The 26,296-nt window shown below is 67.3% G+C and carries 25 protein-coding genes; 13 read left to right on the top strand and 12 right to left on the bottom strand.

All coding sequences use genetic code 11. From position 1 onward, the window contains the following. Window positions 1–316 precede the first annotated feature (316 nt). The 4 genes from rpoB (at window position 317) to ACYQ5L_RS35480 (ending at window position 9,037) form a co-directional block, all read left to right on the top strand. A complete protein-coding gene (rpoB, locus tag ACYQ5L_RS35495) occupies window positions 317–3,802 on the top strand; it encodes a DNA-directed RNA polymerase subunit beta (RefSeq protein ID WP_459962580.1) in 3,486 nt (1,161 codons plus the stop codon). A gap of 106 nt (window positions 3,803–3,908) precedes the next feature. Continuing rightward, window positions 3,909–7,862 carry a DNA-directed RNA polymerase subunit beta' gene (locus ACYQ5L_RS35490; RefSeq protein ID WP_459962579.1) on the top strand — a complete coding sequence of 1,318 codons (3,954 nt, stop codon included), beginning with the start codon at window positions 3,909–3,911 and terminating at the stop codon, window positions 7,860–7,862. Between the two features lie 87 nt (window positions 7,863–7,949). Further along, a complete protein-coding gene (locus ACYQ5L_RS35485; RefSeq protein ID WP_459962577.1) occupies window positions 7,950–8,546 on the top strand; it encodes a Uma2 family endonuclease in 597 nt (198 codons plus the stop codon). A gap of 20 nt (window positions 8,547–8,566) precedes the next feature. After that, window positions 8,567–9,037: a hypothetical protein gene (locus tag ACYQ5L_RS35480; RefSeq protein WP_459962576.1), complete on the top strand. Its 471-nt coding sequence runs from the start codon at window positions 8,567–8,569 to the stop codon at window positions 9,035–9,037. On the opposite strand, the gene ACYQ5L_RS35475 is transcribed toward ACYQ5L_RS35480, so the two are convergent. Both ACYQ5L_RS35475 and ACYQ5L_RS35470 read right to left on the bottom strand, forming a co-directional pair. After that, entirely contained in the window at window positions 9,034–9,717 is a 684-nt protein-coding gene (locus ACYQ5L_RS35475; protein ID WP_459962575.1) for a DUF8020 domain-containing protein, read from the bottom strand. The two genes, ACYQ5L_RS35480 and ACYQ5L_RS35475, sit on opposite strands and share 4 nt — an antisense overlap. A 179-nt stretch (window positions 9,718–9,896) precedes the next feature. Further along, window positions 9,897–10,883 carry an EamA family transporter gene (locus ACYQ5L_RS35470; protein ID WP_459962574.1) on the bottom strand — a complete coding sequence of 329 codons (987 nt, stop codon included), beginning with the start codon at window positions 10,881–10,883 and terminating at the stop codon, window positions 9,897–9,899. 39 nt (window positions 10,884–10,922) lie between these two features. Between ACYQ5L_RS35470 and ACYQ5L_RS35465 the strand changes: the two genes are divergently transcribed. Beyond that, window positions 10,923–11,453 (top strand): CGNR zinc finger domain-containing protein, encoded by a 531-nt coding sequence (locus ACYQ5L_RS35465; RefSeq protein WP_459962573.1) that lies wholly within the window; start codon window positions 10,923–10,925, stop codon window positions 11,451–11,453. Between the two features lie 16 nt (window positions 11,454–11,469). Here the strand turns inward: ACYQ5L_RS35465 and ACYQ5L_RS35460 are convergent, their stop codons facing one another. Beyond that, window positions 11,470–12,156, bottom strand: coding sequence for a TetR/AcrR family transcriptional regulator (locus ACYQ5L_RS35460; RefSeq protein WP_459962572.1), 687 nt, complete (start codon window positions 12,154–12,156; stop codon window positions 11,470–11,472). Between the two features lie 140 nt (window positions 12,157–12,296). Between ACYQ5L_RS35460 and ACYQ5L_RS35455 the strand changes: the two genes are divergently transcribed. The 3 genes from ACYQ5L_RS35455 (at window position 12,297) to ACYQ5L_RS35445 (ending at window position 14,963) form a co-directional block, all read left to right on the top strand. After that, complete coding sequence (locus ACYQ5L_RS35455) at window positions 12,297–12,815, top strand: hypothetical protein (RefSeq protein WP_459962571.1); 519 nt, start codon at window positions 12,297–12,299, stop codon at window positions 12,813–12,815. A gap of 89 nt (window positions 12,816–12,904) precedes the next feature. Further along, a complete protein-coding gene (gene mqo / locus ACYQ5L_RS35450; protein ID WP_459962570.1) occupies window positions 12,905–14,419 on the top strand; it encodes a malate dehydrogenase (quinone) in 1,515 nt (504 codons plus the stop codon). 73 nt (window positions 14,420–14,492) lie between these two features. Next, window positions 14,493–14,963 (top strand): PaaI family thioesterase, encoded by a 471-nt coding sequence (locus ACYQ5L_RS35445; protein WP_459962569.1) that lies wholly within the window; start codon window positions 14,493–14,495, stop codon window positions 14,961–14,963. 68 nt (window positions 14,964–15,031) lie between these two features. Here the strand turns inward: ACYQ5L_RS35445 and ACYQ5L_RS35440 are convergent, their stop codons facing one another. Continuing rightward, window positions 15,032–16,039: an aldo/keto reductase gene (locus tag ACYQ5L_RS35440; protein WP_459962568.1), complete on the bottom strand. Its 1,008-nt coding sequence runs from the start codon at window positions 16,037–16,039 to the stop codon at window positions 15,032–15,034. Between the two features lie 101 nt (window positions 16,040–16,140). Between ACYQ5L_RS35440 and ACYQ5L_RS35435 the strand changes: the two genes are divergently transcribed. Then, the gene (locus ACYQ5L_RS35435; RefSeq protein ID WP_459962567.1) at window positions 16,141–16,977 is read left to right on the top strand and encodes a helix-turn-helix transcriptional regulator; all 837 of its coding nucleotides are present in this window, start codon (window positions 16,141–16,143) and stop codon (window positions 16,975–16,977) included. 52 nt (window positions 16,978–17,029) lie between these two features. Here the strand turns inward: ACYQ5L_RS35435 and ACYQ5L_RS35430 are convergent, their stop codons facing one another. The 4 genes from ACYQ5L_RS35430 to ACYQ5L_RS35415 form a co-directional block, all read right to left on the bottom strand. Further along, on the bottom strand, window positions 17,030–18,001 hold the full coding sequence (locus tag ACYQ5L_RS35430) for a pirin family protein (protein WP_459962566.1): 972 nt from the start codon (window positions 17,999–18,001) through the stop codon (window positions 17,030–17,032). Between the two features lie 64 nt (window positions 18,002–18,065). Further along, window positions 18,066–18,380: a GNAT family N-acetyltransferase gene (locus tag ACYQ5L_RS35425; RefSeq protein ID WP_379196827.1), complete on the bottom strand. Its 315-nt coding sequence runs from the start codon at window positions 18,378–18,380 to the stop codon at window positions 18,066–18,068. Window positions 18,381–18,383: 3 nt separating this feature from the next. Then, window positions 18,384–18,866: a carboxymuconolactone decarboxylase family protein gene (locus ACYQ5L_RS35420; RefSeq protein WP_459962565.1), complete on the bottom strand. Its 483-nt coding sequence runs from the start codon at window positions 18,864–18,866 to the stop codon at window positions 18,384–18,386. A gap of 70 nt (window positions 18,867–18,936) precedes the next feature. Continuing rightward, on the bottom strand, window positions 18,937–19,890 hold the full coding sequence (locus ACYQ5L_RS35415) for an NADP-dependent oxidoreductase (RefSeq protein WP_459962564.1): 954 nt from the start codon (window positions 19,888–19,890) through the stop codon (window positions 18,937–18,939). A 112-nt stretch (window positions 19,891–20,002) separates the two neighbouring features. Between ACYQ5L_RS35415 and ACYQ5L_RS35410 the strand changes: the two genes are divergently transcribed. Both ACYQ5L_RS35410 and ACYQ5L_RS35405 read left to right on the top strand, forming a co-directional pair. Then, window positions 20,003–20,971 (top strand): GlxA family transcriptional regulator, encoded by a 969-nt coding sequence (locus tag ACYQ5L_RS35410; RefSeq protein ID WP_459962563.1) that lies wholly within the window; start codon window positions 20,003–20,005, stop codon window positions 20,969–20,971. A 103-nt stretch (window positions 20,972–21,074) separates the two neighbouring features. Beyond that, window positions 21,075–21,692 carry a GTP cyclohydrolase II gene (locus ACYQ5L_RS35405; protein WP_459962562.1) on the top strand — a complete coding sequence of 206 codons (618 nt, stop codon included), beginning with the start codon at window positions 21,075–21,077 and terminating at the stop codon, window positions 21,690–21,692. Window positions 21,693–21,726: 34 nt separating this feature from the next. Here the strand turns inward: ACYQ5L_RS35405 and ACYQ5L_RS35400 are convergent, their stop codons facing one another. The 3 genes from ACYQ5L_RS35400 to ACYQ5L_RS35390 form a co-directional block, all read right to left on the bottom strand. Then, the gene (locus ACYQ5L_RS35400; protein WP_459962561.1) at window positions 21,727–22,743 is read right to left on the bottom strand and encodes an aldo/keto reductase; all 1,017 of its coding nucleotides are present in this window, start codon (window positions 22,741–22,743) and stop codon (window positions 21,727–21,729) included. 2 nt (window positions 22,744–22,745) lie between these two features. Next, the gene (locus ACYQ5L_RS35395; protein WP_459962560.1) at window positions 22,746–23,189 is read right to left on the bottom strand and encodes a MerR family transcriptional regulator; all 444 of its coding nucleotides are present in this window, start codon (window positions 23,187–23,189) and stop codon (window positions 22,746–22,748) included. 114 nt (window positions 23,190–23,303) lie between these two features. Next, window positions 23,304–23,672 (bottom strand): VOC family protein, encoded by a 369-nt coding sequence (locus ACYQ5L_RS35390; protein ID WP_459962559.1) that lies wholly within the window; start codon window positions 23,670–23,672, stop codon window positions 23,304–23,306. A gap of 73 nt (window positions 23,673–23,745) precedes the next feature. Between ACYQ5L_RS35390 and ACYQ5L_RS35385 the strand changes: the two genes are divergently transcribed. Beyond that, on the top strand, window positions 23,746–23,943 hold the full coding sequence (locus tag ACYQ5L_RS35385; protein ID WP_459962558.1) for a hypothetical protein: 198 nt from the start codon (window positions 23,746–23,748) through the stop codon (window positions 23,941–23,943). A 1-nt stretch (window position 23,944) separates the two neighbouring features. Here the strand turns inward: ACYQ5L_RS35385 and ACYQ5L_RS35380 are convergent, their stop codons facing one another. Further along, window positions 23,945–24,436, bottom strand: coding sequence for a SixA phosphatase family protein (locus tag ACYQ5L_RS35380; protein WP_459962557.1), 492 nt, complete (start codon window positions 24,434–24,436; stop codon window positions 23,945–23,947). Between the two features lie 189 nt (window positions 24,437–24,625). On the opposite strand from ACYQ5L_RS35380, the gene ACYQ5L_RS35375 reads away from it, so the two are divergent. Continuing rightward, window positions 24,626–26,296, top strand: a complete 1,671-nt coding sequence (locus ACYQ5L_RS35375) for an FAD-dependent oxidoreductase (RefSeq protein WP_459962556.1) — start codon at window positions 24,626–24,628, stop codon at window positions 26,294–26,296.

The following is a 26,296-nucleotide window of genomic DNA, read 5'->3' as shown; positions in this document are numbered from 1 at the left end:
TCGGCCCACGGCGCGGACGTCGTCACGAGACGGTTCGGATCACCGTTGTGAACGGTGTGGACATCGTCACGGACACGCTTCGGCGCGTTAGCCCTCCGGGGATCACCGCGGGTGGTACTTTGACACCCCCGTAGGTTTGGGTGTAGTTTTGGACGTTGCGCTGGCTGCCTCCTGTCCATACCTTGATCGCATCGACGAAAGTTCCACCTTCCGGTGTTACTTCCGCTGTTTGCTGTTCGGGTTTCGTTCGGGTCGTAACCAGCGGAATTCGTAGCAGACAAGCGACGGTCGCGGACCACCACGCGACGCGCGTGAGGTGCTGGAAGGACGCATCTTGGCAGTCTCCACCCAGACCAAGGCCGGTATTCCCGGAGCCCCGAAGCGGGTGTCTTTCGCGAAGATTCGTGAGCCTCTCGAGGTTCCGGGCCTTCTCGATCTACAAACCGAATCATTCGCATGGCTCGTCGGCGCATCGGATTGGCGGGAGCGCGCCACGGCGCGCGGCGACGTCAACCCGGTCGGCGGTCTCGAGGAGGTGCTCGAGGAACTCTCGCCGATCGAGGACTTCTCCGGCTCCATGTCCCTGTCCTTCTCCGACCCGCGCTTCGAAGAGGTCAAGGCCTCCATCGAGGAGTGCAAGGACAAGGACATGACCTACGCGGCGCCGTTGTTCGTCACCGCGGAGTTCATCAACAACAACACCGGTGAGATCAAGTCTCAGACGGTCTTCATGGGCGATTTCCCGATGATGACCGACAAGGGCACGTTCATCATCAACGGCACCGAGCGCGTCGTCGTCTCGCAGCTGGTCCGTTCGCCGGGCGTGTACTTCGACGAGTCGATCGACAAGTCCACCGAGAAGACGCTGCACTCCGTGCGCGTCATCCCGTCCCGCGGCGCGTGGCTGGAGTTCGACGTCGACAAGCGCGACACCGTCGGCGTGCGCATCGACCGCAAGCGCCGCCAGCCGGTCACCGTGCTGCTGAAGGCGCTGGGCATGACCGCCGAGGAGATCACCGAGCGCTTCGGCTTCTCCGAGATCATGATGTCCACCCTGGAGAAGGACAGCACTCCGGGTCAGGACGAGGCGCTGCTGGACATCTACCGCAAGCTGCGTCCGGGCGAGCCGCCGACCAAGGAGTCCGCGCAGACCCTGCTGGAGAACCTGTTCTTCAAGGAGAAGCGCTACGACCTGGCCCGCGTCGGCCGCTACAAGGTCAATAAGAAGCTGGGCCTGAACCTCGACAAGCCGGTCACCGGTTCGGTGCTGACCAAGGAAGACATCGTCTCGACGATCGAGTACCTGGTCCGTCTGCACCAGGGCGATCGCCTGATGACCGCTCCGGGCGGGGCCGAGGTGCCGGTCGAGGTCGATGACATCGACCACTTCGGCAACCGTCGTCTGCGCACCGTGGGCGAGCTGATCCAGAACCAGATCCGGGTCGGCCTGTCCCGTATGGAGCGCGTCGTCCGCGAGCGCATGACCACTCAGGACGTCGAGGCCATCACGCCGCAGACCCTGATCAACATTCGCCCGGTGGTGGCCGCGATCAAGGAGTTCTTCGGAACCTCGCAGCTGTCGCAGTTCATGGACCAGAACAACCCGCTCTCGGGTCTGACCCACAAGCGCCGCCTGTCGGCGCTGGGCCCGGGCGGTCTGTCCCGTGAGCGCGCCGGCCTGGAAGTCCGCGACGTCCACCCCTCGCACTACGGCCGCATGTGCCCGATCGAGACCCCGGAAGGCCCGAACATCGGCCTGATCGGCTCGCTCTCGGTGTACGCGCGGGTCAACCCGTTCGGTTTCATCGAGACCCCGTACCGCAAGGTCGAGAACGGCCGCGTCACCGATGAGGTCAAGTACCTCACCGCCGACGAGGAGGACCGCGAGGTCCGCGCCCAGGCGAACTCGCCGGTCGACCGCGACGGCAACTTCCTCGAGGAGAAGGTCCTCGCGCGCCGCGGCAACGAGGAGATGGAGTACGTCGCCCCGACCGAGGTGACCTACATGGACGTCTCGCCGCGCCAGATGGTGTCGGTGGCGACCGCCATGATCCCGTTCCTCGAGCACGACGACGCCAACCGTGCCCTCATGGGCGCGAACATGCAGCGTCAGGCCGTGCCGCTGATCCGTTCCGAGTCGCCGCTGGTCGGCACCGGTATGGAGCTGCGCGCCGCCGTCGACGCCGGTGACGTGGTCGTGAACCAGAAGGCCGGTGTGGTGGAAGAGGTTTCGGCCGACTTCATCACCGTCATGCACGACGACGGCACCCGCCGCTCGTACCGCCTGCGCAAGTTCGAGCGCTCCAACCAGGGCACCTGCGCCAACCAGCGTCCGATCGTGGACGAGGGCATGCGGGTGGAGGCCGGGCACGTGCTCGCCGACGGCCCCTGCACCGAGAACGGTGAAATGGCGCTCGGTAAGAACCTGCTCGTGGCGATCATGCCGTGGGAGGGTCACAACTACGAGGACGCGATCATCCTGTCGCAGCGCCTCGTGGAAGAGGATGTGCTCACCTCGATCCACATCGAGGAGCACGAGATCGACGCCCGCGACACCAAGCTCGGTGCCGAGGAGATCACCCGGGATATCCCGAACGTCTCCGACGAGGTCCTCGCCGACCTCGACGAGCGCGGCATCGTGCGCATCGGCGCCGAGGTCCGTGACGGCGACATCCTGGTCGGCAAGGTCACCCCGAAGGGCGAGACCGAGCTGACCCCCGAGGAGCGCCTGCTGCGCGCGATCTTCGGTGAGAAGGCCCGCGAGGTCCGCGACACCTCCCTGAAGGTGCCCCACGGTGAGTCCGGCAAGGTCATCGGCGTGCGCGTGTTCTCGCGCGACGACGACGACGATCTGCCCCCGGGCGTCAACGAGCTGGTCCGCGTGTACGTGGCCCAGAAGCGCAAGATCCAGGACGGCGACAAGCTCGCCGGTCGCCACGGCAACAAGGGCGTCATCGGCAAGATCCTCCCCGTCGAGGACATGCCGTTCATGCCCGACGGCACCCCGGTCGACATCATCCTCAACACCCACGGTGTGCCGCGTCGTATGAACATCGGCCAGGTGCTGGAAACCCACCTGGGTTACATCGCCAAGACCGGCTGGCAGGTCGAGGGCGCTCCGGACTGGGCCAAGAACCTCCCCGAGGAGATGCTCGGCCAGGAAGCCGACACCAATATCGCCACCCCGGTGTTCGACGGTGCGCGTGAGGACGAGCTGACCGGTCTGCTGGGTTCCACCCTGCCGAACCGCGACGGCGAGCGGATGATCAACGACGACGGCAAGGCGGTGCTGCTCGACGGCCGCTCCGGCGAGCCGTTCCCGTACCCGGTGGCCGTGGGCTACATGTACATCCTGAAGCTGCACCACCTGGTCGACGACAAGATCCACGCGCGTTCGACCGGCCCGTACTCCATGATCACGCAGCAGCCGCTGGGTGGTAAGGCGCAGTTCGGTGGTCAGCGCTTCGGTGAAATGGAATGTTGGGCCATGCAGGCCTATGGCGCGGCCTACACGCTGCAGGAACTGCTCACCATCAAGTCCGATGACGTGGTCGGCCGCGTGAAGGTCTACGAGGCCATCGTCAAGGGCGAGAACATTCCGGAGCCGGGTATTCCGGAGTCGTTCAAGGTGCTCTTGAAGGAGCTTCAGTCGCTGTGCCTCAACGTGGAGGTGCTGTCCTCGGACGGCGCGGCCATCGAGATGCGCGACGGCGACGACGAAGACCTCGAGCGTGCTGCGGCGAACCTGGGTATCAACCTGTCCCGCAACGAGGCTGCGACGGTCGACGACCTGGCGCAGTAAGAGCGATCGGTCCGGGAACACTTTCCGGCATTCGAAAAGTGTTCCCGGGCAACGGATTTAGCGAACTTTTGCTCATACTCAACCCGAACAGGGGAAAGGAAGTTACGTGCTAGACGTCAACTTCTTCGATGAACTCCGGATCGGCCTGGCCACCGCTGAAGACATCCGCAACTGGTCTTTCGGTGAGGTCAAGAAGCCGGAGACCATCAACTACCGCACGCTGAAGCCGGAGAAGGACGGCCTCTTCTGCGAGAAGATCTTCGGTCCCACCCGGGACTGGGAGTGCTACTGCGGTAAGTACAAGCGCGTCCGCTTCAAGGGCATCATCTGTGAGCGCTGTGGCGTCGAGGTGACCCGCGCCAAGGTGCGCCGTGAGCGGATGGGCCACATCGAGCTGGCCGCGCCGGTCACCCACATCTGGTACTTCAAGGGCGTGCCGTCGCGCCTGGGCTACCTGCTCGACCTGGCTCCCAAGGATCTGGAAAAGATCATCTACTTCGCCGCCTACGTGATCGTGGGCGTCGACGAGGAGCTGCGCCACAACGAGCTCTCCACTCTCGAGGCCGAGATGGAGGTCGAGAAGAAGCAGGTCGCCGACCAGCGCGACGCCGACCTGGAGGCGCGCGCCCAGAAGCTGGAAGCCGATCTGGCCGAGCTGGAGGCCGAGGGCGCCAAGTCCGACGTGCGCCGCAAGGTCAAGGACGGCGGCGAGCGCGAAATGCGCCAGCTGCGCGACCGCGCCCAGCGCGAGCTGGATCGTCTCGACGAGATCTGGACCACCTTCACCAAGCTGTCGGTCAAGCAGCTCATCGTCGACGAGGTGCTCTACCGCGAGCTGCAGGACCGCTACGGCGAGTACTTCACCGGCGCCATGGGTGCCGAAGCCATCCAGAAGCTCATGGAGAACTTCGACATCGAGGCCGAGGCCGAGAACCTGCGCGAGACCATTCGCACGGGCAAGGGCCAGAAGAAGCTGCGCGCCCTCAAGCGCCTGAAGGTCGTCGCCGCGTTCCAGACCAACGGCAACTCGCCGATGGGCATGGTTCTCGACGCCGTGCCGGTGATCCCGCCGGAGCTGCGCCCGATGGTGCAGCTGGACGGTGGCCGCTTCGCGACCTCCGACCTGAACGACCTGTACCGCCGCGTCATCAACCGCAACAACCGCCTGAAGCGCCTCATCGATCTCGGCGCCCCCGAGATCATCGTGAACAACGAGAAGCGCATGCTGCAGGAGTCGGTGGACGCGCTGTTCGACAACGGCCGTCGTGGCCGGCCGGTCACCGGTCCCGGTAACCGTCCGCTCAAGTCGCTGTCGGATCTGCTCAAGGGCAAGCAGGGTCGTTTCCGTCAGAACCTGCTCGGCAAGCGCGTCGACTACTCCGGCCGTTCGGTCATCGTGGTCGGCCCGCAGCTGAAGCTGCACCAGTGCGGTCTGCCCAAGCTGATGGCGCTCGAGCTGTTCAAGCCGTTCGTCATGAAGCGCCTGGTGGATCTGAACCACGCGCAGAACATCAAGTCCGCCAAGCGGATGGTGGAGCGGCAGCGTCCCCAGGTGTGGGATGTCCTCGAAGAGGTCATCGCCGAGCACCCGGTGCTGCTGAACCGTGCGCCCACCCTGCACCGCCTGGGTATCCAGGCCTTCGAGCCGCTGCTGGTCGAGGGCAAGGCCATCCAGCTGCACCCGCTCGTCTGTGAGGCGTTCAACGCCGACTTCGACGGTGACCAGATGGCCGTGCACCTGCCGCTGTCGGCGGAGGCGCAGGCCGAGGCCCGCATCCTCATGCTGTCCTCGAACAACATCCTGTCGCCGGCGTCGGGCCGCCCGCTCGCCATGCCGCGTCTGGACATGGTGACCGGTCTCTACTACCTGACCCGCCTGGAAGAGGGCGCCAAGGGCGAGTACCGGGCCGCCACCAAGGACGAGGCCGAGTTCGGCGTCTACTCCTCGCCCGCCGAGGCGCAGATGGCCGTGGACCGCGGTGAGCTCACCGTGCGTTCGCTGATCAAGGTCCGCCTGACCGATCAGCGCCCGCCCAAGGACGTCGAGGCCGAGCTGTTCCCGAACGGCTGGCAGCGCGGCGATGCGTGGACCACCAAGACCACGCTGGGTCGCGTGCTCTTCAACGATCTGCTCCCCGGTGACTACGCGTTCATCGACGAGCCGATGCCGAAGAAGCGCCAGGCCGCGATCATCAACGATCTCGCCGAGCGCTACCCGATGATCGTGGTGGCGCAGACCGTCGACAAGCTGAAGGACGCGGGCTTCTACTGGGCCACCCGTTCCGGCGTCACCGTCTCCATGTCGGACGTGCTCGTTCCGCCGGAGAAGGCGGAGATCATGGAGCGCTACGAGGCGCAGTCGGATCAGATCGAGAAGAAGTACCAGCGTGGTGCGCTCGATCACCAGGAGCGCAACAACGCCCTGGTCAAGATCTGGCAGGAAGCGACCGAAGAGGTCGGTAAGGCGCTGCGCGCGCACTACCCGGCCGACAACCCGATCATCACGATCGTCGACTCGGGCGCGACCGGTAACTTCACCCAGACTCGTACCCTCGCCGGTATGAAGGGTCTGGTCACCAACCCGAAGGGTGAGTTCATCCCGCGGCCGATCAAGTCCTCCTTCCGTGAGGGCCTGACGGTGCTGGAGTACTTCATCAACACCCACGGTGCGCGAAAGGGTCTGGCCGACACCGCGCTTCGCACCGCCGACTCGGGTTACCTGACCCGTCGTCTGGTGGACGTGTCGCAGGACGTCATCGTGCGCGAGACCGACTGTGGCACCGAGCGCGGCATTGTCGTCCCGATCGCGGAGAAGCTGGCCGACGGCACCATCATTCGTGATGCGCACGTCGAAACCTCCACCTACGCCCGGACTTTGGCCGCCGACGCGGTCGACGCCAACGGCAACGTGGTGGTCGAGAAGGGCCACGACCTGGGCGATCCCGCCCTGGAGGCGCTGCTCGAGGCCGGCATCACCGAGGTGAAGGTCCGCTCCGTGCTGACCTGCACCACCGGCACCGGCGTCTGCGCCACCTGCTACGGCCGCTCCATGGCGACCGGCAAGCTGGTCGACATCGGCGAGGCCGTCGGTATCGTCGCCGCGCAGTCCATCGGTGAGCCCGGTACCCAGCTGACCATGCGTACCTTCCACCAGGGTGGTGTCGCCGGTGACGACATCACGGGTGGTCTGCCCCGCGTGCAGGAGCTCTTCGAGGCTCGTGTGCCCAAGGGCAAGGCCCCCATTGCCGAGGTGTCGGGCCGGGTGCGCCTGGAAGACGACGACCGCTTCTACAAGATCACGATCATTCCGGACGACGGATCGGACGAGGTCGTGTACGACAAGCTGTCGAAGCGTCAGCGTCTGCGGGTGTTCAAGCACGAGGACGGTTCCGAGCGCCTGCTCGCCGACGGCGATCACGTGGATGTCGGCCAGCAGCTGCTGGAGGGCTCCGCCGATCCGCACGAGGTGCTGCGCGTCATGGGCCCGCGTCAGGTGCAGATCCACCTGGTCCACGAGGTCCAGGAGGTGTACCGCTCGCAGGGTGTGTCCATCCACGACAAGCACATCGAGGTGATCGTCCGCCAGATGCTGCGCCGCGTCACCATCATCGATTCGGGTGCGACCGAGTTCCTCCCGGGTTCGCTGGTGGAGCGCGCCGAGTTCGAGGGCTCGAACCGTCGCGTGGTGTCCGAGGGCGGCGAGCCGGCCTCGGGTCGCCCGGTCCTCATGGGTATCACCAAGGCGTCGCTCGCGACCGATTCGTGGCTGTCGGCGGCCTCCTTCCAGGAGACCACCCGCGTGCTCACGGACGCCGCGATCAACTGCCGCTCCGACAAGCTGATCGGCCTGAAGGAGAACGTGATCATCGGCAAGCTGATCCCGGCCGGTACCGGTATCAACCGCTACCGCAACATCCAGGTCCAGCCCACCGAGGAAGCCCGCCAGGCCGCGTACGCGGTGCCGTCCTACGACGACACCTACTACACCCCGGACGGCTTCGGCACCACCACCGGCGCCGCCGTGCCGCTGGACGACTACGGCTTCAGCGACTACCGCTAAGCCCTAGTTAGGCAAGAACGAACACTCGGCCCCCGCTCCTGAACGGAGCGGGGGCCGAATGCGTTTGGTCCGGAGTAACCTGCTGATATGACTGCCGCCCAGCACATCAATGAGCCGATCCGGAGTCGGTTGGTGTCGCTGCCGGTACCGCCGTCAGGTGGATTCACCGCCGAGGACCTTCCGCGTCTGATAGAAGTGGTCGATGGCCGCTTCGAGCTGCTGGACGGTGAAGTCATGATGATGGCGCCCGCCACGCACTGGCACAACGAGGTCATCGATATTCTCAAGCACTCGCTACGCGCCATCGCGCCGCATGAGTTCGTGATCGCGACGGAGCAGGGCATCAATCTCGGGTCCAGCGTGCCGGAGCCCGACGTGCTAGTGGTTTCGCGGGACGCGGTGCATTCTCAAAGCCTGGTATTCGAACCTGCGGATGTTCATCTCGCCGTCGAAGTGGTGTCGCAGGGAACTCGGACGAAGGATCGGAAGCTGCGCCCATTGCAGTATTCCGAGGCCGGGATCAAGTGCTTCTGGCGTGTGGAGAACGAGGACGACGCGATCGTTGTCTACACGTTCGAGCTGCTTCCCGAAGGTGGTTACGCGCCGACCGGCGTCCATCGGACCCGGGTGAAGGTCGATCGGCCTTTTGCCGTCGATATCGAATCGCCCGAAGTAACTTGGTGATTCCTCTATAGGGGGTTCAAGTGTCGACACAGCGCTTCGGCTCGGTGGCCACGCTCGGTGGCGTGTTGCTGGCGGTGGCGGCAGCTGGCGTGGGGAGTGCGGCTCCGGTGGAGGATGATGACCTCGGCGGGTGCTTTCGCGGTGGCGTGATGACCGCGGAGCGGGTGCCGGGGACCGGGAGTGCGGGGCAGAGTATTCGGCGGACGGCCGAGGTGTGGGAGTGTTCCAGTCCGCTGCTGCCCGGCATCGTCTCGGGGCGGTTCTATGCCGAATTGCCTTGGCGCGGCGATGTGGTGCACACGTCGGGCCGGTTCGACTGGTCGGATGGCAGCGTGAGTCTGGTGACCGGGCTGCCGAATACGTTGTGGGAGATCTATTCCGGCCCGGGGAGTGGGCATGTGCTGCAGTTCGAGCTCGCCATGGCGATGAACGGGAATTGGTATTACTCCGACAACGCCATGGCGATCGACTCGCTGGGGTTCGTGCGCTAGCGCGGCTGGGGTTCCGGGAGGGCTTCGAAGGCCGGGCGGATGGTGTTGGCCGCGCCGGGGACGAGGGATTCGGCGTAGGTGAGGGCGGCGTCCACGGCGGGCTGGCCGCCGGACTGCTGGAGGCCCACGAACGCGCCGATGATCGCGCCCACGGTGGTGGTGATCGGGATGGTGATGAAGTCCAGGACGAACAGGCCCGCGGGGAAGCCGAGGACGAAGCCGATGGCGCCGCCGATGGCCGCGCCGGTGAGGACGCCGGGCAGGTTGGCCTGGACGACGTCGAAGAACTGCTGCTGGGCGTTGATGTCGCGCAGCGGGGTCTCGGACTGGTTGGCGGGAGTCAGGGTGAGACGGCGACCGCCGTCCTCGATGACCGGGGCCAGGTCGAGAGTCTTGCCGGCTACCTCGTATTTCAAAGGCAGCGTGGCGACTTCGAGACCGGCGTCGTCGGTGACGAGCACCGCTTCGCCGTCCCAGGTGGCGAGGAAGCGGCCCGCCTGCAGCGTGCTGACGGCGGCGCGCTTGTCCTCGGTCAGCGCCACCTGGTAGGCGATTGCGTGATCGGTGCCCTCGACCTTCAGGGCCGGTTGTTCCGGGGCGGGCGCGGCGGTCGCGGTGCCTGCGGTGACCGCGGCCATCACGCAAAGGAGCGCGGGCGCAATCGTTTTGGTGAATCCCATGCTGGTTTCTCTCCCGTTGCGGGCCTGCGGACCCGTGGTTTGCCGATGAAGGTACCCGTATCGGAAGGAGATCGAAAGTCGCGCGGCGCATATGCGCACCCGGAGGTAGCGGCCGGATAGCGCTGGTGGCCCGCACGAGACGGCCGGTCCACCCCGGGTCGGGGCGGACCGGCCGCAGGTCACGCGGCGGCAGGGTCGCTGATCGGTGCGGCTTCCGCTGTCGCGGTGGTGGTTTCGGCGGGCTCGCCGAGCTTCACGACCACGACGCCGATGAGAATCAGTGCGCCGCCGAGCAGTTGGATGGGCCGGGGGGTCTGGCCGAGCAGGGCCCAGGCGAAGACGATGGCGGCCAGCACCTCGGTGAGTGCGACGAAGGAGGCCAGGCGGGAGCCGAGTCGCCGCGCACCGGCGATGCCGGTCATGTAGGACAGCGAGGCCGTCACCACGCCGAGCGCGATAACCGGAGCCCACCAGGGGGTGGTGAAGCCCTGGAAGCTGACCTCCGCCGTGGCGGTGCGCATGGGCACGACCCCGGCCAGGCCGGCGATCAGGATGGCCAGGCCGCCGATGAGCAGACCGCTGGTGGCCAGCACCGATCCGGGCACCTCGGTATCGCCGCGAGCGGAGAGGATGAAGTACGCGGAGGCCCCGACCATGGCGCCCAGCGACCAGGCGATGCCGATCCAGCTGGTATCGACGCCGGAGATGAGGTCCAGCACCAGGATCAGGCCGACGACGGCGATGAGCGCGCCGAGCACGGTGACCCGGCCGGGCCGCTGCTGGTGGCGCAGCCACAACCAGACGATGACCGCGACGGGCGCGGTGTATTCGACGAGCAGCGCGACGCCGACGTCCATGTGCGCGACGGCGTTGAAATAGGCGAGCTGGGCGCCCGCGACCGCGAGCAGGCCGTAGCCGAGCAGCAGGGATGCGTTGCGGCGCAGCAGATTCCAGTTGCCGTGCAGCTGGTACAGGGCGATCGGCAGCAGCACCAGGCCGCCGAGCAGGACGCGCACGGTGACCACGGCCGCCGGACTCCAGCCCGCGTTCATGAGCCCGCGCGCCAGCGGACCGGACAGTCCGAACGACGACGCCGACAGCAGGGCGAAGAGCAGCCCGGCTCGAAGGTGGTTCCGAACTGGCGTGTCATGAGTCATCGTCGTCATGACTAATGACGCTAAGGCCGCCGGGTGTAATATGTCAACATGTCTTTTACCCATGACACCGGTGCGGCGCTGGCCGCCGCGGTGGAGCTGGTGAACTCGGCCGAGGATCCGGACACCATGACCGAAACCGGCCAGCTGAAAGACTTTTTCGTCCGGCACGGCTATACCGGCGCCCGTACCGGCGATGCCGCGGAGCTGGCCGCCGTGCGCGCCCAGCGCGCCCCCATGCGCCGACTGCTCACCGCCGACCGGGATACCGCGGTCGTGTTGGTGAACGACATCCTGGCCGGCCATCGCGCGGTGCCGCGGCTGGTGCGCCACGACGATCTCGACTACCACATTCACGCGGTCCCGCCGGAAGCCCCGCTGGATGTCCGCATCGCCGTCGAAACCGCCATGGCGATGATCGATTTGATTCGCGCCGACGAGCTCAGCCGCCTGTCCATCTGTGCGGACAGTTCCTGTGAGGGCATTGTTCTGGACTTGTCCCGCAACCGTTCTCGCCGCTATTGCAGCACCGCCTGCGGTAACCGCAACGCCGTCGCGGCCTATCGCGCCCGCAAGAAGTAGCGCGAACCAGACTGCGCTACACCGATTTCCGCTCCTCGATCCGATCGCTCAGTCCGTCCAGCAGGAGCGTCAGCCCGAATTCGAAGCTGCTGTCGGGCGCGGCGTTGTACTTCGTCGCGGCCGCGCGTTCGATGCGCGTGCGCAGGCGCGGGAACCCCATGGCGAGATCGGTGGCCTCGGCCATGGCCTCGGTCATGCGCGCTTCGGCATTGCCGCCGTCGCGGTTCAGCTTGCGGTTGAGCGAGATGGTGGCCGCCGCGCCGACGGAATTGCCGAGCACGAACATGAATACGCTCGCCGCCGCCTGATCGGCCTCGTCCTCGGTGAATCCGGCGCGCTCGAAGAGGTTCAGCATCAGGTCGTCGTGCCGGGATTTGTTGGGGCCGTAGAGCAGATAGCCGGACATGGCCTGCACGATCCACGGGTGCCGCATGATCATCCCGTACATGCCGTGGGCGACGGCTTCGGCGGCGGTGCGCCATTCCAGGAAGTCGACCTCCGGTAGTTCGATCTCCCCCCAGACCTCGTCGGTGGCCAGCCGGACCAGATTGTCCTTGTTCTTCACATGCCAGTACATGGCGGTGGCGGCCGCGTCGAGCCGCTTGCCCAGGCTGCGCATATTGAGCCCGTCCAGCCCCTCCGCATCGAGCAGTTCGATGGCGGTGCGGACGATCTGTTCCTTGGTCAGCGTATCCCGTGCCATGCCCCCACCCTAGGCCCCCACCAGGCGCTTTCACAAAGTTCAAGAAATGTCTTGTACTAAGTTCAAGTCATCGGTTACGGTACTTGCACAAAGTTCAAGACGGACCGGGAAGCCCGGTCCGCAGCAGAGAAGAGATCGCAATGAACGCCATCGTCGCCACCGTCCAGCTCGTCGCCGCCGCCGCTTTCGTGAGCATGCCGATCGTCCGCAACCGCTACGGCGCCGCCGCGATGGCCAAGGCCGAGGGCGAACTGGCCCGCCAGGGCGTGCGCACCACCGCCCTGCGCGAGAACGGCATGCGCTTCGACGCCAGCGGCCACGAGTGGTGGGCCCCCGGCGGCATCGCCACCCTGCTGGTCGTCATGGCGGGCCTGAACCTCGCCGGCTTCGACTGGATGCGCCCGGTCAACTGGGTCGTGCTCGCCGCCCTGTTCCTGGCCAACTGCGTGATCGTCTACAGCAACCTCACCGCCGTGCAGTCGGTGACCGCTGCCTTCGCCCGCAAGAACGATCCGGAACTCGCCCGCATCGACGTCCCCACCCTGATCAAGGTCGCCGAATCCGGCTTCCCCAACTGGACCTGGACCCTGCAGACCGCCCGCAACACCCTGGTCTTCGGCGGCTCCCTGCTCGGCCTGGCCGTCCTCGCCTTCGCCTGACCCGCGGTGTATCGGCGGGGCGGCGTGGGTATCTGGATCCTGTTAGCGTGCCCCTACGCTGTACGAGTCCTACGGGGGTCTGAAGAACCATGACGACCAAGACGCAGCCGACCGCGCGTCCCTATGATGTGGCGCTGGTCGGCGGCGGGATTATGAGTGCCACGCTCGGGATTCTGCTCCGGCATCTCGAACCGACCTGGTCGATCGCGGTGTTCGAACGACTGCCCGATGTGGCGCAGGAGGCTTCGGCGGCCTGGCACAACGCGGGGACCGGGCATGCCGGATTGTGTGAGCTCAACTACACCCCGGAAAAGCCGGACGGGTCCATCGATATCGCGAAGGCGATCACCGTCAATGAGCAGTTCCAGTTGAGCCGGCAGCTGTGGGCGACGCTGGTGGAGGCCGGAATCCTGCGCAAGCCGGAGTCTTTCATCAATCCGGTGCCGCATATGACCTTCGTACAGGGCGCGGAGGATGTGAACTTCCTGCGCAAGCGGCACGAAACCCTGTCCGCGCACCCCTTGTTCGCGTCCATGCGGTTCAGCGACAAGGTCGAGCGGATCGGGGACTGGGCGCCGCTGCTGACCGAGGAGCGCACGGGCGGCGAGCCCATTGCCGCCACGCACGACATCACCGGCAGCGATATCGATTTCGGGACGCTGACCGATCAGATGATCCACTACCTCGAACGATCCGGCGTCGCGGTGCATCGCCGCAACGAGGTGTGGGGGATGCGCAAGAACAATGACGGCTCCTGGCTGTTGAAGGTCCATCATTGGACCGATCGGGATCGCTTCACCTACAAGATGGATGCGCGTTTCGTCTTCGCGGGCACCGGCGGCTGGGCGCTGAAGTTGTTGCAGAAGGCGGGGATTCCGGAGGCGCGCGGCTACGGGCTGCTGCCGGTCAGCGGGCGGTTCCTGCGTTGCGACGCCCCGGAGGTGGTGGAACGCCACAATGCCAAGGTCTACGGCAAGGCCCCAGTGGGCGCGCCGCCGATGTCCATGCCGCACTTGGATACTCGTATCGTCGACGGCAAGCGGTCCGTGCTCTTCGGCCCGTACGCCGGTATCGATCCCCGATTCCTGAAGAACGGTTCGCTGCTCGATGCCCCGGCCTCGCTGCGCCCGCACAACCTGGGCCCGCTCGCCGGAATGATGAAGGACAATCTCGACCTCCTCTGGCTGCTGGTCTCCCAGGTGGCCGCCACGCGCAACAAGAAGCTGGCCACCCTGCGCGAATTCGCGCCGACCGCGAGCCTCGACGACTGGACCATGATCACCGCCGGGCAGCGCGCCCAGATCGTCAAACGTGATCCGGCTACCGGCCGGGGCGCGCTGCAATTCGGCACCGAAGTCATTACCGCGCAGGATGGTTCGATCGCGGCGGTGCTCGGGGCCTCGCCCGGCGCTTCCACCGCCCCGGCCATTCTGCTGGATCTGCTGGAACGCAGTTTCCCGCACCGCTGGCACTACTGGACGACGATCCTGCGCGAGCTCATCCCGACCTTCGGCCGCCCGCTGTCCGCCGATCCCAAATTCGCGCGCTACACCATGACCCGCACCGCGGAGACGCTCGGCCTGGCGGCGCCGGTCTCCGGCTGACCATGGACAAAGCCCTCCCACAGCCGGTATGAAATTTAGAACACGTTTCAATTTATCGGTTACAGGAGATGCGATGGACAGCGCCACCATGGGTGATCTGGTGATGGCCGGCTTCAAGAAGCTGGGCTTCATCCAGTACACCGGCATCGAGGCGGTGGAGTTCGCCAGCGGCCGCAATCTGGTGAACATCGCCCCGAAGCCCGAGCACCTCAACCACAATGGCGACCTGCACGCCGCGGTGCTCTTCGGCCTCGCCGAGACCGCCGCCATGGGCGCGTCCATCTCCGGCATCGTGGACCTCATGGGCGAGACCTTCATCGTGGCCCGCGACGGCAGGATCGAATACCTGGCCCGCGCCAAGGGGGAGAACGGGCCGTTCCTGGCCACCTCCGAGCTGACGGCGGAGACTATCGCCAAGACGCGTGCGGATATCGAGTCCCGCGCCGAGATCGAACTCGCGGTGCCGGTGCGCATTACCGACAACACCGGAAAGGCCGTCGCGGCCGCCGCCTTCACCGCCGTGATCCGCCCCCGTCGGAAGTAGCCCGGACAGCCGGGCGGCCCGAGGCATGGGGATGTGCCTCGGGCCGTCGCGTTTCCGGCTGCGGTATTTCAGCGCTCGCTGTCGAGCATCGCCATCTGCTCGGTGGCGTAGCGCTCACCGGCGACCCGGTCCGCGGGCGCGGCGGCCTCGATGGCGGCCAGTTCCGCCTCGGTGAGCCGGATATCCAGTGCGCCAACGGCTTCGGTCCAGCGTTCGGGACGTCGCGCGCCGATGACCGGCACGATGTCCTCGCCCCGTGACAGCGCCCAGGCAATGGCCAGCTGCGCCACGCTGACCCCGTGCCGGGCCGCGATCTCGGCGAGCGCGTCGACGAGACGCAGGTTGGCGGTGAGGTTCTCGCCCTGGAAGCGCGGGCTGTGGGCGCGGAAGTCGTTGGCGGCCAAGGGCTCCCCGGTGCGCAGCGAATCGCTCAGCAGACCCCGCGACAGCACGCCGTAGGCCGTGATGCCGATACCGAGTTCCCGTGCGGCGGGCAGTATCTCGGCCTCGATACCGCGGGAGATGAGCGAGTACTCGATCTGCAGATCGGCGATCGGATGCACGGCGGCGGCCCGCCGCAGCGTCTCCGCGCCGACCTCGGAGAGCCCGATGTGCCGCACGTACCCGGCCTTCACCATCTCGGCGATCGCGCCGACGGTCTCCTCGATCGGCACCGTGGGGTCCAGCCGGGCGGGCCGGTAGATGTCGATGTGGTCCACGCCGAGCCGCTGCAGCGAATAGGCGAGGAAGTTGCGCACCGCCTCCGGCCGGGTGTCCACGCCGCCGAAGCTGTTGTCGGGTCCGCGCAGCGCCCCGAACTTCACGCTGAGCTGGTAATCCTCGCGCTCGCGCTGGGCCAGCGCCCGTCGCAGCAGCCATTCGTTGTGGCCCGTGCCGTAGAAGTCCCCGGTGTCGATCAGGGTCGCCCCGGAGTCGAGCGCGGTGTGCACGGTGGCGATCGAGACGGCGTCGTCGCTGTCGCCGTACATGCCGGACATGCCCATCGCGCCGAGGCCGATACGGGATACCGCGGGCCCGGTCGTGCCGAGCGCGACGGTGGTGAGGGAGTTGGTCATGGCATTCACCCTGCGCCGTCGCAGCGGGAAATAGCAGGTACGGCCTATCGGGGGAGCGCCAATCCCTGGATCGCGGGCCCACGCTGCGGGACAGTGGAACGGTGAACCGCGACGAACTAGCCGACTTCCTACGCCGCCGCCGCGAAGCCCTGCAACCGGCCGCCGTGGGCCTGCCGCCCGGGCTGCGCCGCCGCACGCCGGGCCTGCGCCGCGACGAGGTGGCCATGCTCGCCGGCATGTCGACCGACTACTACACCCGCCTGGAGCAAGCCCGCGGGCCGCGTCCGTCGGCCCAGGTGCTGGCCGCCCTGGCCCGCACCCTGCGCCTGACCGACACCGAACGCGATCACCTCTATCACCTGAGCGGCCAGCAGCCGCCCGCCCACGGCGACACCCATGTCGGGCCCGGCATCCTGCACGTGCTGGCCAAACTCGACGACACCCCCGCCTGCGTCATCTCCGATATGGGCGAGGTGCTGGTGCAGAACCGCATGCACATCCTGCTGTCCGGCGATTTCACCCACGCCCGCGGCCTGGACCGCTGTATCCCCTGGCTCTGGTTCACCAGACCCGAAGGGCGCCTGCGCTTCCCGGAATCCGACCGGGAACTGCTCGCCCACAAGCACGTGTCCGACCTGCGCGCCACCGCCGCCCGCCGCGCCGGCGATGCCGATATCACCGAGCTCGTCGCCCGATTGCGGTCCGCCAGCCCGGAATTCGACGAACTCTGGCAGCGGCACGAGGTCGGCGACCGCACCGGACTGCACAAGCGCGTGCTCCATCCGGAAGTCGGTCTGCTGGAACTGATCTGCGAGCCGCTGCTCACCGCGAGCGCCACCCGCCATCTGCTGGTCTACTACCCGAAGCCCGGCACCGACACCCAGGAAAAGCTCGACCTGCTGCGCGTCATCGGCACCCAATCGCTGTCGTCACAGTGAGCGCGAACGGCCCCGGATCCATGGATCCGGGGCCGTTCGGCGGTTTCGGCGCTCAGCAGCGCCGCTTGCGCGGCTTCAGGTGCAGGCCGGGCAAGGGCGGCGCGGGAATGCGCTGCTCGGGGGTGTGCCCGGCGATATCCGGGAACCGATCGAGATCGTGGTTCTCCCAAGCATCGCGGGCCGCCTCGATCTCCTCGTGGCTGCGGGCCACGAAGTTCCACCACATCACCAGATCCTCGCCGAACGGCTCGCCGCCCAGGAACAGCACGTGCGCGCCCTCGGCGCTGGTGAGATGGATCTCGGGCCGGTCGCTGCCCAGGTAGAGCAGGGACTCGGGCTCGGCAGCGGTGCCGTCGGCGGTGATCGCGCCGTCGATGACCAGCAGCGCGTGCTCGAACTCCGGGTTCAGCGGAATCGATACCGCCGCACCGGCTTCGAGACGCAGATCGGCGCCGACAATGGGGGTGTAGGCGGTGGCCGGTGACTTGGCTCCGGCGAGTTCGCCGATGAGTACGGTGCCGTGCAGCCCGGGCAGTTCGAAGGCGGGCAGATCCCGGTGCTGCTCGAAATGCGGTGCCACCTCCCGGCTTTCACCGGGCAGTGCGATCCACAGCTGCAGGCCGCGCCCGGACTGGTGCCCTTCGACCCGGTACTCCGAATGCGCGATACCACGCCCGGAGGTCATAATGTTGAGCTGGCCGGGCCAGATCTCCACATCCGAGCCGACGCTGTCGCGGTGCCGGATGCGGCCGTCCAAAGGCCATGTGACGGTCTGCAATCCGATGTGCGGATGCGGATCGATATCGTGCCCTTCGGGTTTGGCGGGAGACCCGGAGCCGAAGTCGTCCAGGAAGCACCACGCGCCCACCGTGGGCAGATCCCGCTGCGGCAGCGACCGGTGCACGGTCACTCCGCGCACCCCGCCCAGCGGCACCTCGCGGGACGGGAAGAACACCGCGCGCGGCCCGGGCCGGCCGGAGGACTCGCACAGCGACTCCTCCGGCTTCAGCTCCAGGTCGCTCATGCCTGCGCCTCGCCGCGCGCGGCTCCGGCATGCGCGACGCGCGCTGTGTCGTCTGTTCGCTCGCTCACCGCTTGATGCCCTTGCCGACGACGTGCTCGTCGAATTCGGGATGCTTGTCCAACCAGCTCTTGATGAACGGGCAGCGCGGCACGATGGCGCGCCCGCGGGCGATCACATCGGTAATCGCGTCGTGGGCGAGCAGGGAACCGAGCCCTTTTCCACCGAAGGCATTGTCCACCTCGGTATGGACGAACACGGTGTCGTCGTCATCGCGCTCGCGATATTCGGCGAAGCCGGCGAGCGAGTTTCCGTACCACACCTCGTATCGGTGTTGCGCGTCGTTGCGAACGACGGCGGCCGCCACGGCCTGTTCGCTCATGGTTCAATTCTCCTTCCGCACCCGCACCGGATGTTTGCTCATAATCGACACGCGATTGAACGCGCCGATCGTGGTCGCGGCCCAGATGAGGACAGACATCTGGTCATCCGACAAGTGTTGCCGCGCAGCAGCATACTCATGCTCGAGGATTCCCTCATCGGGAAGCGCGGTGACGGCTTCGGCCAGGATCAGCGCCGCCTGTTCCTGTTCGGAATACAGGTTCGGGCTGCGCCGCCACGCAGCCAGCACGGCCAGTTGCTGCGATGTGACTCCGGCATCGAGCGCGGCCCGGTGGTGCACGTCCAGGCAGAAGGCGCAGCCATTCAGCTGGGATACGCGCACATTCACCAGTTCCATCACCGCCCGCCCCAAATCGACCGCGGCGGCGGCAGTGCGTACCGCCAGCGCGACATTGTTGAGCGCGTGGAAGACCTCGGGCGTCTGCTTGTCCAACCAGATCCGGTCGTGCATTACGGTCGACTGCATAGTGGAGGCATCGTAAGCCGAGAAAACGAACTGTGCCCTCCGGATTGCGAACAGCGGGGCGGAACGGCTGCTAAACGACCTGCAATACGATTTTCCCGCGGGCGCGGCCGGTCTCACCGTAGGCGTGCGCCTGCGCCGCCTCGGCCAGCGGCAGCACGGTGTCGATCTCGACCCGCAACTTGTCGTTGTCGACCAGATCCGCGATGGCGCGCAGGCCCGCCGAATCGACTTCGACGACCGTCCAGCCGATGTGCACGCCCCGCGCCGCCGCCGCCTCGGCATCGGGCACGTCATCGGGACCCGGCAGCGACACCAGATGGCCGCCGCGGCGCACCAACGGCAGTGAGCGCGTGCCGTAATCGCCCCCGAAGGCGTCCAGCACCACATCGACCTCGTCCACGGCCGCGGCGAAATCGACTGCGCTGTAATCGATCACCTCATCCGCGCCGAGGCTGCGCAGGAAATCGTGCTTCTCGGCGCGCGCTGTGCCGATCACATGGGCCCCGTGCGCCTTGGCGATCTGCACCGCGAGATGCCCGACGCCGCCCGCCGCGGCGTGAATCAGCACGCGCTGCCCGGGCCGCAGGCCCGCGGTGTCGATCAAGCCCTGCCAGGCGGTGAGCGCCGCCAGCGGCAGCGCGGCCGCCCGCACGTGATCGATCCGCCCGGGCTTGGCCGCGAAGTGCCGCGCCGGCGCGACTACGTACTCGGCGTAACCGCCCGCCTGCTGCGGGAAGCGCGGCATCCCGAACACCTCGTCACCGGGCCGGAACACGGTGACGCCCGGGCCGACGGCGGCGACGGTGCCGGAGACGTCCCAGCCCACGATCGGAATCTCGCCCCAGCCGATGAGCTGCCCGCTGGCGCGCGTCTTCCAGTCCACCGGATTCACACCCGCCGCGTGCACCCGCACCAGGATTTCGCCGAAACCCGGTTCGGGCCGATCGATCTCGGCGAGGGTCAGCGCCTCCGGCCCGCCCCATTCCCGAACGACAATGGCGCGCATGGTTTCTCCGCTGGTCACAGTGGGTTCCTTTCTCCGCTGATCGCCCCGATCGGGCGAGCGGAGACCAGATTGCCGTCCGGAGCACCCCGCCGGTACTGACCATTTGGACAACATATGACAGGATCTGGCCATGTCCGTCCTGCCGCATCGCGTCGTCGTGCTCGCGCTCGAAACCTCCCCCGTCTTCGAACTCGGCATTCCGCAGCGGGTTTTCGGATTCGCCGACGACGAGCACGACCCGCTCTACGAGGTCGAGGTATGCAGCATCGACGGGCGGCCGGTGCGCACCCACGACGGGATCCTGCTGGCCGTCGACCACGGCCCGGACATTCTGGCCACCGCGGACACGGTGATCGTGCCGCCCGTCGAGGACCTCGGCGACCTGCGGACCGGCGGGCCGCTGCCCGCGCCCCTCGCCGCGGCCTTCGCCCGCATCCGGCCGGGCACGCGCCTGGTGTCCTTCTGCACCGGCAGCTATGTGCTGGCCGCCGCGGGGCTGCTCGACGGTCTGCCGGCCACCACGCATTGGATGCGATCCGAGGAATTCCGCCGGGCCTATCCCCGCGTGCGCCTGGACGAGGATGTCCTGTTCGTCGACAGCGGTGACGTGCTCACCGCCGCCGGCGTCGCGGCGGGCGTGGATCTGTGTCTCTATCTGGTGCGCCGCGATCACGGTACGGCCGTCGCCAATCGGGCCGCCCGCCGTATGGTGGTCCCGCCCTGGCGCGACGGCGGTCAGGCGCAGTTCATCGAACGCCCCGTCCCCGCGCCCTCCACCGCCTCGACCGCTCCCACCCGGGCCTGGGTGCTCGATCGCCTCGAGGAACCGATCACCTTGGAGGACATGGCATCTCACGCTCGGGTGAGCGTGCGCACCTTCACCCGGCGCTTCCGCGACGAGGTCGGCACCACCCCCGGCCGCTGGCTGACCGCGCAGCGCCTGGAACGCGCCCGCGATCTGCTGGAGAACTCCGATCTGAGCATCGACCTGGTGGCACACCGTTCCGGCTTCGGCACCGGCAATTCGCTGCGCCAGCACATGCGCGCGGTCCTGGGCACCTCGCCGAATTCGTATCGCCGCACCTTCCGGGTGGCCTGAGTCGCCCGCGCCGGGACGCCGGTCACAGCGCCGCGGGGGAATAACCGCTCGCACCCCCTGGTTCGGTGTTGATCAGTACGGTTCCCTGCGATTCGGAGCAGCCATGAGCCTCTCTTCTGCCGACGCGAGTGTGCGCACCCGCGTGCAGATCCCGTTGACCTTCGCCGACGGTTACGCGACCACCGCCGAGGCGGTCACCTTCGACGGCTTGGCCGACGGCCGTGAACACCTCGCCCTGATCCTCGGCGATCCCGGCGAGACGCCGCTGGTCCGGCTGCACTCCGAATGCCTGACCGGCGATGTCTTCGGCTCCGCCCGCTGCGACTGCGGCCCGCAGCTGCGCGAGTCCGTGGAGCGCATTGCCGAGGTCGGCGGCATCCTGCTCTACCTGCGTCAGGAGGGCCGCGATATCGGGCTCTACAACAAGCTCGACGCGTACGCACTGCAGGACTCCGGCCTGGACACCTACCAGGCCAATACCGCCCTGGGCCTGCCGGAGGACGCCCGCGATTACACCGCGGCCGCCCAAATGCTCACGGCCCTGGGCGTTTCCGAGCTGGATCTGCTCACCAACAATCCGGACAAGCCGCGCCAGCTGACCGGGCTCGGCCTGACCGTGCGCGATATCGTGCCCACCGGAGTGCATTCCACGCCCGACAACCTGCGCTACCTGCGGGCGAAGGCCGAGCACACCGGCCACACCATCAGTCTGGCCGGTTAGCTTCGTTGCGGCGGGCTGTCGTTCGCGCCCAGCGTTATTCGCGCCCGGCCTGGGTGAAGTTCATATCGACGTAGCGGTCGCCGCTCACCTGCGCGGCGATCGGCTCCAAGGCGGCGAGCTCGTCGCCGGTGAGGGTCACGGTCGCCGCCGCGACATTCTCCGCGAGCCGGGTGCGGCTGCGGGTGCCCGGAATCGGCGCCACCGACAGGCCGTGCACCCCGGCGCGGGCGTGCACCCAGGCCAGCGCGACCTGGGCGAGGGTGATGCCGCGCGCCTCGGCAATGGCGCGCAGCGGCGCCAGCAGCTCGAGGTTGCGGACGGCGTTCTCACCGCTCAGGCGTGGAAAGCCCCGGCGCACATCGCCTTCCGCCGGCACGCTGTCGACGGTGATGGTTCCGGTGAGGAAGCCGCGGCCGAGCGGGGAGTACGGCACGAAGGTGATGCCGAGGTCCGCGGCCGCCGGGACGGCGGTGCGCTCCACATCGCGGGAGAACAGCGACCACTCCGACTGCACCGCCGCGATCGGGTGCACGGCGTGCGCCGCCCGCAGCTCCGCGCCCGTCACCTCGGACAGTCCGAGCTGCCGGACCTTGCCCTGCTCCACCAGTTCCGCCATGACGCCGACGGTCTCCTCGACCGGCACGCCGTCCTGTTTGCGGTGCATGTAGTACAGGTCGATGACATCGATGCCGAGCCGCCGCAGACTGGCGTCGACCGCGCGGCGGATGTACTCCGGCGAGTTGTCGATGCCCCGGTAGCGCGGATCATCCGCCTTGCGCACCAGCCCGAATTTCGTTGCCAGCACCACGTTCTCGCGGTTGGCGCGGACGAATTCGCCGACGAATTCCTCATTGTGCCCGCTGCCGTACATATCCGAGGTGTCGAAGAGCGTGACGCCCAGTTCGAGCGCCTTGTCCAGGGTGGCCCGGCATTCGGCGAGATCGCTGGCCCCGTAGAACTCGCTGATCCCCATTGCCCCGAAACCCTGCACACCGACCCGGGTGCCGTCCGCGCCGAGTGCGGTGGTGGGCAGGGCCTGCGTGGTCGTCATGTCTAAATCCCTTCGCCGACACGTCTTTTCACCACGGTCCGCCAATCCACCGCCGGATTGCCCTCGTAATTGGCGATCTTGCAGTCGAGTACGGCCACGGTTTCCTGCAGTTCCTCGATCTGGGCGAGCACCTCGGCGCGGGTCTTGCGGAACATCTCCAGCCGCTGCGGGAAGGTGTGGTCGCCGGCCCGGACCAGTTCCGCGTAGACCACCATGTCGGCCACCGACATGCCGGTCCGGCGCAGTTTCCCGATCAGCGCCAGCCAATCCAGATCCCGATCGCTGAACCGCCGCTGCCCGGAATGATCCCGGCCGACGTAGTCCATCAACCCGATGCGCTCGTACCAGCGCAGCGTGTCGCGGGTCAGCCCGCACCGATCGGAGACCTCCCCGATCGAATACCGCGGCCGCTCGTACTCCGCCCCTCGCTGCACTGGTGCGTTCACCGATCTCGCCCTTTCCGTGGAACAGCAATGACGCTAGCCACCTGGAGTGCACTCCAAGCAAGACTTATTCTGCCGCCACGGCGGAAGCTGCCGGTTTTCGGTTGTGCGCGGGGCTCAGAAGTGCTCGGGCAGCTCCTGGACGGCCCATTTGTTGCCGTCCGGGTCGGAGAAGTAGGTGAACAGGCCCCAGCCCTCGTCCTTGACCGGGGTGGCGTCGACACCGGCGGCGACCAGCTGCTGGTAGGCCTGTTCGGCGCTGGCGACGACCATCTGCATGCCCTCCACGCTGCCGGGGGCGGCCTGGGTGATGCCGGTGCCGATACAGATGGAACAGCCGGAACCCGGCGGGGTCAGCTGGACGAAACGGACATCAGCGCTGGGGGAATGGTCGTGATCGGCATTGAAGCCGATCTTGGTGTAGAAATCCTTGGCACGGTCCACATCGGTGACGGGGATGGCGACGAGCTCGATTTTCCAGTCCATCGCCCCAGCCTGCCACTCGACACCGACCGGAATGCCCGGTTCGGATCCACATTTCGCGCCTACTCTGGTGTTCATGCCAGGAAAAGACATCGATCGGGTCCGGGCTCGCTCGGCACTCGAGACCGTCAGGGAGAATCCGGTCATCGCCGCCATCGCCGCGCTGCCGATTCTCGTGGTGTTCGGGGTCGTGTGGGCGGTCGCCGGTTTCGGCTGGGCCCTGCTGCTGCTCCTGCTGGGCGGCGGCGTGCTCGCATGGCGGGTGCTGAGGTAGCTCAGCGCGGGACGTGGAACCGCACCAGGTCGCCCGTGCCCGGATCGGCGTCGGCCCACGGCCGGTCGAATTCGAGCACCGCCAGCGCCGAGGTGGGGAATTTGCGGCTGAGCTCCTCGGCCGCCGTGGAACCGCGGTTGCTCGCCAGTTCCCATGCCGTCCACGGCATTCCGGGGGAGTGGCCGATCACCAGCAGCGTCGCCACGGCCGGATCGGTGAGCTGGACCAGTTCGATGAGGGTGTGCGGCGACGCCTCGTAGATGCCCTTCTCGAAGGTCGCCGGTGCGGTGATGCCGGTGGCCGCGAGCGTTTCGCGGGTGCGTGTCGCGGTGGAGCAGAGCACGGCGTCGATCCGCGGCTGGGTCTCGCGCAGCCAGTCGCCGGCCAGCCCGGCCTCGCGCTGTCCGCGCGGCGCCAGCGGCCTGTTATGGTCCGCCACGCCTTCCGGGTAGCCGGATTTGCCGTGCCGCATCAAGATGAGGGTCCGCACCATAGGTATTACGGTAAGCGTCACATCGATGCCGACAGGAGACCGGCCTCACACTCGAGGCACACTTGAAGAGGGCGGGGCGCCGCAGTACCACCAGTGCGGGACTACCGCTAAATTAGAACGTGTTCTAATCACCCGACTCATGCCCGAGCGGAGTGAGCACCACGCGACTGTTTCGAGGATCTGCGAGATATGGCCTATGTGATCACGCAGCGTTGTTGCAACGACGCCAGCTGCGTACCCGAATGTCCGGTCGATTGCATTCGTCCCACCCCGGAGCAACCGGAGTTCGCGACCACCGAAATGCTCTACATCGATCCGGACACCTGCATCGACTGCGGTGCCTGCGTCGATGCCTGCCCGGTGGACGCCATCTTCTCCGAGGACGACCTGACCGCGTCCCTGGCGAGATTCCGTGACATCAACGCGCAGTACTTCGAGCGCCACCCGCTGGAATCCAACTTCGAGCCGCTGGTCGCGCCCAGCCGCGCGCCCAAGGAACTGGGCACCCTGCGCGTCGCCATCGTCGGCGCCGGCCCGGCCGCCTGCTACGCGGCCGAGGAACTGCTGCGCCGCGCCGATGTGGAGGTGGAGCTGTTCGACCGGCTGCCCACCCCGTACGGCCTGGTCCGCGCCGGTGTCGCCCCCGACCACCCGGGCACCAAATCGGTGGCGGGCCTGTTCGAATCGGCCTTCCGGCGCGAGGCCCTGCAGTACCGGCTCAATGTGGAGGTCGGCACGCACATCTCGCACGAGGAACTGCTGGCTCACCACCACGCGGTGCTCTACGCGCACGGCGCCGCCACCGACCGCAAGCTCGACGTGCCCGGTGCGGATCTGCCCGGCAGCTGGTCCGCCACCGAGTTCGTGGCCTGGTACAACGGGCATCCGGACTTCGCCGACCGGCACTTCGACCTCTCCGGCGAGCGCGCCGTCATCGTCGGCAACGGCAATGTGGCCCTGGACGTGGCCCGCGTGCTCACCGTCGATCCCGATGAGCTGGCCAAGACCGATATCGCCGATCACGCCCTGGACGCGCTGCGCGCCAGCAATATCCGGGAGGTCGTGGTGCTGGGTCGTCGCGGCCCGCTGCAGGCCGCCTACAGCTCGCCGGAATTCCTGGCGCTGGCGTACCTGAAGGGCGTGGACGTGATCATCGATCCCGCCGAGCTGGAACTGGATCCGGCGAGCCGGGCCGAGCTCGACGATCCCGAGATCGAGCCGTCGCTGCGGCTCAAGTACACCCTCGCACAGGAGTACGCGGCCGCCACCCCGACCCCGGGCAACAAGCGAATCGTCTTCCGCTACCTGGTATCCCCGACCGCGCTCACCGGCGACGGCAAGGTGGAGGCCATCGAGTACGTGCACAACGAGCTCGTCGAGGAGAACGGCCGCAGCGTGGCCCGCGCCTCCGACCGCACCGGCACGCTGGAGACCTCGCTGGTGCTGCGTTCCATCGGCTATCGCGGCGAAGCGCTCGCCGGAATCCCGTTCGACGAGAATCGGGGCGTCATCCCCAATGCCAAGGGCCGGGTCGTCGACGCCGAGGGCGCTCCGGTGCCGGGCGTGTACGTCTCGGGCTGGATCAAGCGCGGGCCGCGCGGTGTGATCGGCTCCAATCGGGTCGACTCGCAGGAGACCGTGGACCAGCTCGTCGAGGACTTCGTACAGGGCAGGCTGACTGCCCCGCAAGGCAATCGCGCGGCACTGGAGGCCCTGCTCGCCGAGCGGCAGCCGGAGATGGTCGGCCGCGAGGGCTGGAAGGCCATCGATCAGGCCGAGCGCACCGCGGGCAAGGCCGCGGGCCGCCCGCGCGTGAAGTTCACCAGCCTGGAGGACCTGCTCAAGGCCGCCAAGGGCTGA

Source organism: Nocardia sp. IFM 10818 (assembly GCF_054655275.1).
This window is presented reverse-complemented; position numbering and strand designations above follow the sequence as displayed.

Excerpts from the sequence above, each read along its gene's own strand:
- ACYQ5L_RS35485 (WP_459962577.1), top strand. The coding sequence starts at position 7,950 with ATGACTGCCGCCCAGCACATCAATGAGCCGATCCGGAGTCGGTTGGTG.
- ACYQ5L_RS35475 (WP_459962575.1), bottom strand. The coding sequence starts at position 9,717 with ATGGGATTCACCAAAACGATTGCGCCCGCGCTCCTTTGCGTGATGGCC.
- ACYQ5L_RS35470 (WP_459962574.1), bottom strand. The coding sequence starts at position 10,883 with ATGACGACGATGACTCATGACACGCCAGTTCGGAACCACCTTCGAGCC.
- ACYQ5L_RS35465 (WP_459962573.1), top strand. The coding sequence starts at position 10,923 with ATGTCTTTTACCCATGACACCGGTGCGGCGCTGGCCGCCGCGGTGGAG.
- ACYQ5L_RS35460 (WP_459962572.1), bottom strand. The coding sequence starts at position 12,156 with ATGGCACGGGATACGCTGACCAAGGAACAGATCGTCCGCACCGCCATC.
- ACYQ5L_RS35455 (WP_459962571.1), top strand. The coding sequence starts at position 12,297 with ATGAACGCCATCGTCGCCACCGTCCAGCTCGTCGCCGCCGCCGCTTTC.
- mqo (WP_459962570.1), top strand. The coding sequence starts at position 12,905 with ATGACGACCAAGACGCAGCCGACCGCGCGTCCCTATGATGTGGCGCTG.
- ACYQ5L_RS35445 (WP_459962569.1), top strand. The coding sequence starts at position 14,493 with ATGGACAGCGCCACCATGGGTGATCTGGTGATGGCCGGCTTCAAGAAG.
- ACYQ5L_RS35440 (WP_459962568.1), bottom strand. The coding sequence starts at position 16,039 with ATGACCAACTCCCTCACCACCGTCGCGCTCGGCACGACCGGGCCCGCG.
- ACYQ5L_RS35430 (WP_459962566.1), bottom strand. The coding sequence starts at position 18,001 with ATGAGCGACCTGGAGCTGAAGCCGGAGGAGTCGCTGTGCGAGTCCTCC.
- ACYQ5L_RS35425 (WP_379196827.1), bottom strand. The coding sequence starts at position 18,380 with ATGAGCGAACAGGCCGTGGCGGCCGCCGTCGTTCGCAACGACGCGCAA.
- ACYQ5L_RS35420 (WP_459962565.1), bottom strand. The coding sequence starts at position 18,866 with ATGCAGTCGACCGTAATGCACGACCGGATCTGGTTGGACAAGCAGACG.
- ACYQ5L_RS35410 (WP_459962563.1), top strand. The coding sequence starts at position 20,003 with ATGTCCGTCCTGCCGCATCGCGTCGTCGTGCTCGCGCTCGAAACCTCC.
- ACYQ5L_RS35405 (WP_459962562.1), top strand. The coding sequence starts at position 21,075 with ATGAGCCTCTCTTCTGCCGACGCGAGTGTGCGCACCCGCGTGCAGATC.
- ACYQ5L_RS35400 (WP_459962561.1), bottom strand. The coding sequence starts at position 22,743 with ATGACGACCACGCAGGCCCTGCCCACCACCGCACTCGGCGCGGACGGC.
- ACYQ5L_RS35390 (WP_459962559.1), bottom strand. The coding sequence starts at position 23,672 with ATGGACTGGAAAATCGAGCTCGTCGCCATCCCCGTCACCGATGTGGAC.
- ACYQ5L_RS35385 (WP_459962558.1), top strand. The coding sequence starts at position 23,746 with ATGCCAGGAAAAGACATCGATCGGGTCCGGGCTCGCTCGGCACTCGAG.
- ACYQ5L_RS35380 (WP_459962557.1), bottom strand. The coding sequence starts at position 24,436 with ATGGTGCGGACCCTCATCTTGATGCGGCACGGCAAATCCGGCTACCCG.
- ACYQ5L_RS35375 (WP_459962556.1), top strand. The coding sequence starts at position 24,626 with ATGGCCTATGTGATCACGCAGCGTTGTTGCAACGACGCCAGCTGCGTA.